General features: G+C 43.7%; 5 protein-coding genes. All 5 read right to left on the minus strand.

Annotated features, from left to right (window positions below; translation table 11 throughout):
• Positions 1-318: 318 nt before the first annotated feature.
• Positions 319-741, minus strand: coding sequence for a hypothetical protein (locus ACZFYI_RS14255; RefSeq protein WP_462524798.1), 423 nt, complete (start codon positions 739-741; stop codon positions 319-321).
• Between the two features lie 73 nt (positions 742-814).
• Positions 815-2,146 (minus strand): TolC family protein, encoded by a 1,332-nt coding sequence (locus tag ACZFYI_RS14260; protein WP_462524799.1) that lies wholly within the window; start codon positions 2,144-2,146, stop codon positions 815-817.
• Between the two features lie 2 nt (positions 2,147-2,148).
• A complete protein-coding gene (locus ACZFYI_RS14265) occupies positions 2,149-2,823 on the minus strand; it encodes an ABC transporter ATP-binding protein (RefSeq protein ID WP_462524800.1) in 675 nt (224 codons plus the stop codon).
• Between the two features lie 691 nt (positions 2,824-3,514).
• On the minus strand, positions 3,515-4,495 hold the full coding sequence (locus tag ACZFYI_RS14270; RefSeq protein WP_462524801.1) for an ABC transporter permease: 981 nt from the start codon (positions 4,493-4,495) through the stop codon (positions 3,515-3,517).
• A gap of 9 nt (positions 4,496-4,504) precedes the next feature.
• Positions 4,505-5,911: an ABC transporter permease gene (locus ACZFYI_RS14275; RefSeq protein ID WP_462524802.1), complete on the minus strand. Its 1,407-nt coding sequence runs from the start codon at positions 5,909-5,911 to the stop codon at positions 4,505-4,507.
• Positions 5,912-6,016: the final 105 nt, after the last annotated feature.

The following is a 6,016-nucleotide window of genomic DNA, read 5'->3' on the forward strand; positions in this document are numbered from 1 at the left end:
GGCGGACCGGGCCGGCCTCGGCCTTGTGTGTGGATAGGTTTCCGCCGTCTTGGCTTTTTTGGCTACTTTTTTTGCCAAGAAAAAAAGTGGCTGTAAAAATGAGGCATCTATTTTTAAATAGCTTTTAGAATGTCTTTAAAGTTTATTTTGGTATTGCACTCTTGTATATATTTCAAAAAATCAAATTGAGAACTCAATCAAACAAGGATGAAAGTAATTATATCAAATCCAGAGCAACTCAATAGAATATCAGGCTTTCTGTTTCGATTTCCTTTTCAACATTCATCCATTTTTTTCCAAAGTTCCACAGTTTTATACTCAAATAACTTTGGTAATGGTGATGTCAGCCTGGTAATCTTTTTCCTTGATTTGCATTGAAATTTCAGGATAGGGAGTCAATCCGTTGAGTTTGATGGAATATCCCAATACCTCTTTTTCATTTTCACTTCCCTGCATGGATGCATTTGTGTCCAAAGTGAACTCCCTTTCCTCATCCCCATTTCTAAAAATAAACATCACTTCTGCATTCCCTGCCCAAACACAGTTGGCATTTGAAGGACATCTTGAATCATTTTCCACCCGCACCAAAGTGATGGAAAGCTGACCGGGACAATCCTGATTTATTTCTCCTGTCTTTACAATGAAAGGGGTTCCTAAGGTAAAATCTTCACAATCAAATTTTTCGTCACAACTGAAAGTGAGAAATATTCCCAATATGAGTATTAAGAAATTCCGTTGCATACAATTTTTGAAGTTGAGTTATAATTGTTAGACGGTATATATGTCGATCTTGTCTCATTTTCAAAAAAAGATGCTACTCTATTGCCAAAACTCCCAATTGGTAATTCAAAATCAGCTCTTGGAAGAAAAGGGTATACAAAGCTTGGGCATAGTCTGATTGACCGGTTACGAGCTGTTGGTTGGCGGTGGCAAGGTCTACGAAGTTGCTGACGCCAAGCCTGAACCTCTCAGAAATAGCTGTCTGTGCTTCCACAGCAGCAGCAAGCTGCAATTTGGTAGCTTCCTCCCTTTTGATGCTGGCTTTGTAATTTTCGTAAGCTAATTTGATCTCTTGGGAAATTCTCCTTTCCAAGGCTGATTTTTCCAGCTGTTGGTTGTGGTATTGGACCTGACTTCTGGTCACCGTCAGCTTGTTATTGAAATTATTGAAAATCGGGATATTCAAAGACAAACCGATGGTCTGCTGTGGGTACACCTGCCAAAGTTGTTCTGAAATAGATCTTTCATCCAGAGAGGTAAAAAACGTACTGTAATTGAAGAAAGCATTGATTTGGGGATACATGAATGACCTGGAAACGGCGAGCAGTTTTTTATTGCCTGATTCCAACAATTGCTGCTGTTTGAAGTCTTTGCGGTTTTCCAATGCGATTTTAAAAAGTTCATCCACAGACATGTTCAAATAGTCACTTTGCCCGGGACTCAGACTGACAGCCTCGAGTTCAGGGATGACATTGGGTTCCAACTGCAATGTTTCTGCCAAGGTCCAGGCATCCGTTTCCCATTGTATCTTGGCATTCAAAGCTACTGTCTCCAACCTTGCCACCTCGGATTGTTGGTTGTATTGGTCTGAAAGTGTCCTCAATCCAGCTTCTACAAAGCCTTCAATCTGCTCCAACTGTTTCTTTTGGTTTTCAAGGTTTTCCAATGCGATTCTATACAATTCCTGATCAAGCAAAACCTGCAGGTATTGCCGGCCAATGTTGAACATGACTTCCTGTGCCGCTCTTTGCAGGCTGTTTTCCCCTGCTTCCTCAAAAAACCTCGTAGCCTGCGTGTTGTTAATCCTCCGGCCGCCATTGTAGACCGGCATCGAAGTATTGAGGCTGGAATTGATGATGTTGTTGGAAACATTCGTTACTATAAGTTCATCCTCTACCTGTTGGTATTGTTGCCCGCTTTGTCTGAATCCACTGTTACTGATATTCAGGTTGGGCAAATGGGCCAATTGGGCAGCCTGCTTCTCTCTTTTCAACACTTCCTGCTGGTTTTCCCGCTGTCTGTAAGCAAGGTTTTGCTGGAGACCGATTTCCACAGCCTCACGGAAATTGAGTTTCAATGTATCCTGGGCGTTCAATTCTGAAATGAAAGCCATCAAAATCGAAGCGGTGATAAGTATCTTATTCATGATTATATGGCGAAGTCTTTGTCAATTTTTCCATCCAACATCTCAATCAACCTTGTCCCATAATCAGCATTTTCACGGGCATGGGTAGCTTGGATGATCGTCGTTCCTTCTTTGTTGAGTTCTTTGAATACCTCCATGATTTCCTTTGCCTGAGCAGAATGGAGGTTTCCTGTCGGTTCATCAGCCAACAACACCCTTGGTCTGCCTGCTATCGCTCTTGCTATCCCGACCAACTGCTGCTGACCGCCTGAAAGCTGTTCAGGAAACAGGTCTTTTTTGGCCACCATGTTGAACCTGTCCAAAAGGTTGGCAATGATGCTTTTCCTTTCACTTCCGGTAACATTTCGGTAAAGCAAAGGGGTTTCTATATTTTCATACACCGTGAGTTCGTCGATTAGGTGGTAAGCCTGAAATATGTACCCAAACTCAGATTTGTGCAGAGAAGACCTTTCCTTGGACTTCATATCATTGATTGACCTGCCGTCAAAGGAGTATTTGCCTTCATAATCCTCATCCAACAATCCGATGATATTGAGCAAAGTGGATTTGCCGACTCCGGAAGGTCCCATCAGGGTGAGAAATTCCCCCTGCTCGATGGTCAGGTCAATTCCTTTCAATATAAAAACCCGCTGAAACCGCGATTCTATGAATTTATCGATGCTGTTGAGTTGAATCATTATTTAGATATAAGATGTGAGACATGAGATTTAAGACTGAAGTATTCAAAAGGGAAATGAGAATAATTTGACCGATGACGGATGACGGATGTATTGGCACCAGTCATCGGTCAACGGTCATCGGTCATTTTGAACATCCCAATCCTATGCCATAAAAAAAGCCCTTTATTGTCCGAATAAGGGCGATTTTTACTTAAGGAAGCTTCAAGGTTTCGAACATTTTTGTTCGCAAGCGGACGATAAGGGTGAATTATGTGAATTGGAACTGAATCAATCAGGGGGTTGGGGAAAAAATTAAGAATGATGAATTATAAATGATGAATGAATTCGAGATAAAATACGGACTCTGGTTTTGCAACAAAAAAATGAAAAATTATGAATGATAAATGAGGAATGAATGGATTTGAGGAAAAGTACAGACTCGGGCTTTGTTTCCTATAACGATAAAAGAAAATCCTGCTTCAGGAGAAGCAGGATAACAGAAGTCTATTTGTTTAATCCGTCACTCTGAGTGGAGCGAAGAGTCCCCAATCAGAGATTCTTCACCTTCGCATGCTACGGTTCAGAATGACGCAGGTTCCATCCTAATTCCCATTTCTTTGCGGGATTCATTTTTTAGATTTCCCTCCTCGCTTGTCACTTTCAGCGGAATCCAACATTCTTCATTCAGAATTTATCATTCATAATTCCCCTACTCGTCCTTAAGCGTCTTCGCAGGGTTTGTCCGATTTACTTTAACCGTGCGGTACCCGATCGTCAGGAGAGAAATCACAGCTACAGTCAGGATAGCAACCACATACACCATCGGGGAAACCGTTGTTTTGTAGGCAAATCCTTCCAGCCATTGCTTCGAAAACCAGATGCCAAATGCTGTTGCCAACACTGCAGAGATCCCCAGCAACACAAAGAAATCAGCTGACAACACTTTCAGGACATCGAACTGAGTGGCTCCGAGAACTTTGCGGATACTGATCTCCCGGGTTCTTCTCAAGGCCACATAGGAGACCAAGCCAAACAATCCCATGCAGGCGATGAAGATCGCGATCCCTGCAAAAAGGCTGAAGACTGCGCCGATTTTCTCTTCGGTTTGGTACATGCGGGCATATTCCTGATCGACAAATCTGTAATTGAATGGCCTGTCAGGGGCAAGGCTTTTCCAGATTCCTTCCATTTTGGCAAGGTGCTCGGCAGGATTTCCCTTCGGGAGTTTTGCCAAAATCACATTGGCCTGCTCAGGGTCCACCATGATGGCCAAAGGCCCTACCTGATGATGCAGTGAATTGAAATAGAAGTCTCCCACGACGGCTTTGACATAAGTCGGCGAACCGAAGTTCAGTTTCTTGCCAACCGCTTCTTCATTGGTCCAACCCAATTCTTTCACGGCAGCTTCATTGAGCATGACCGCATGTTCGATTTCTTGTTCATAGGCAACCGTCCTCGTGAGTTCCTCCGCAGCAAAATCCTCTCCTGCAACGATTTTCAAACCCAAAGTCTTGACCAGATCCGGATCTACGGAATAGCCGGTGATCATCATTTCTTTGTCCGTATCCAATCCAGGGAAAATCTTGTAGCCGGCTTTGATATAGATCGGCATGTCTGCAGCCAAAGTGACCGATTGGGCAGCACCCGACCGCAGGAGTTCATTCTTGAGACTTCCTACGGATTTTCTCATATTGTAATGCTAGCTGAGGGCGACGACTTCTTCCCTGTCATAGCCGAGGTTGACGGATTGCATGTACTCCAACTGTCGCTGCACAATCAGCGTCGCAACCAATAATCCTATTGAAACGAAGAACTGAAACACGACCAAACCTTTGCGAAGCCAAGCTCCCCCTCCTATTTTGATGTTCTTGCCCAATGCCTTCAAAGGCTCCATGCCTGACAGAATCAAGGCAGGATATACGCCTGACAGAAAAGCGATCAGCAGCAGCAAACCCAAAATCACCGCAAGACCTGTGGGTGTCAGCAGCAATTCCAACTGCAAGGGTACTCCGGAAATATCCCCGAAGGCATCCACCATAAAATAAAGGGCCAATACACTGAAGACAAGTGCGGAGAAAGTCAGGATAAATGATTCGGAGATAAACTGTCCAAAAAGCTGCATCCTGCCTGCCCCCATGACCTTGCGCAAACCGACTTCCTTGTTCCGCTCGGTGGCTTCGGCAGTGGCAAGGTTGACATAATTGATGATTCCGATAAAAATCAAGAGCACCGCCACTATTCCAAAAATGTACAGGTACTTGATATCGGATGTGGGTTTGATACTTTGAAGTTGGTTTTCTCCCAAGTGGATGGAAGTGACAGGTTGAACCTGAAAGGAAGTCCTAAACCCGTAATTGTTCATATCCTCTCCCATGTATTTTTCGACCATCTGATCCAGTTTGGAAGAAAATGCTGCTATATCTGCATTGGGAATCAGTTTGGCATAGGAATAATAATTGGAAGGAGACCATTCGGGCTTAGTCCCGTGACGGTGGGTTTTGAAAGAAGCTATGAAATCAAAGTCCAGATGGCTGTTGGAAGGAAAATCCTGCATCACACCTGAGACAATGTATTCTCCACCATCTATTTTGAGTGGTTTTCCGGTTGCGGCATTGGCTTTTCCAAAATACCTTTTAGCGGTGCTTTCCGTCAGGACGATCTGATTGGGTTCGGAAAGGACCAAGTCGGGATTTCCTACCAATACCTCAAAATCAAATACTTTGAAGAAGTTCTCATCAGCAAAGGCAAAGCGGGATTCCTCCTGATTTCCCTCCCCTGCATCTACGACGACGGTGGAGAAAATGCTGAGGTCAAAAACCAAAGTACCGATTTCCACTTCAGGGACTTCGGACATCAAAGTCGGGACAAGCATCGAAGGTGTGGAAGAGACAAGTTGACTTTCACCACCGGACACAAACTCCTGATTGAATTGGTAGATTCTGTCTGCATCGGTGTACATCCTGTCATAGCTGAGCTCATGATAGATATAGAGTGAGATCGCCAAAAAGCTGACAATGGCAATCGTCAGGCCGAGGATATTGATACCTGTGTAAAGCTTTCGCTTAGACAGGTTTCTGAAGGAGACTTTAAAGTAGTTTTTCCACATATTATTTGAGACGTGAGATATGAGACAGGAGATTTGAGATTTGAGACAATAGAAAAGAGATGCGAGAGATGAGAAACGAGAGACGAGACTTTTCCCGTCATTCTA

It is taken from the genome of Aquiflexum sp. (genome assembly GCF_977115555.1).

What these genes read in the sequence shown, in the direction of transcription:
- ACZFYI_RS14260 (WP_462524799.1), bottom strand. Translation starts at nt 2,146, where the DNA reads ATGAATAAGATACTTATCACCGCTTCGATTTTGATGGCTTTCATTTCA.
- ACZFYI_RS14275 (WP_462524802.1), bottom strand. Translation starts at nt 5,911, where the DNA reads ATGTGGAAAAACTACTTTAAAGTCTCCTTCAGAAACCTGTCTAAGCGA.
- ACZFYI_RS14270 (WP_462524801.1), bottom strand. Translation starts at nt 4,495, where the DNA reads ATGAGAAAATCCGTAGGAAGTCTCAAGAATGAACTCCTGCGGTCGGGT.
- ACZFYI_RS14265 (WP_462524800.1), bottom strand. Translation starts at nt 2,823, where the DNA reads ATGATTCAACTCAACAGCATCGATAAATTCATAGAATCGCGGTTTCAG.
- ACZFYI_RS14255 (WP_462524798.1), bottom strand. Translation starts at nt 741, where the DNA reads ATGCAACGGAATTTCTTAATACTCATATTGGGAATATTTCTCACTTTC.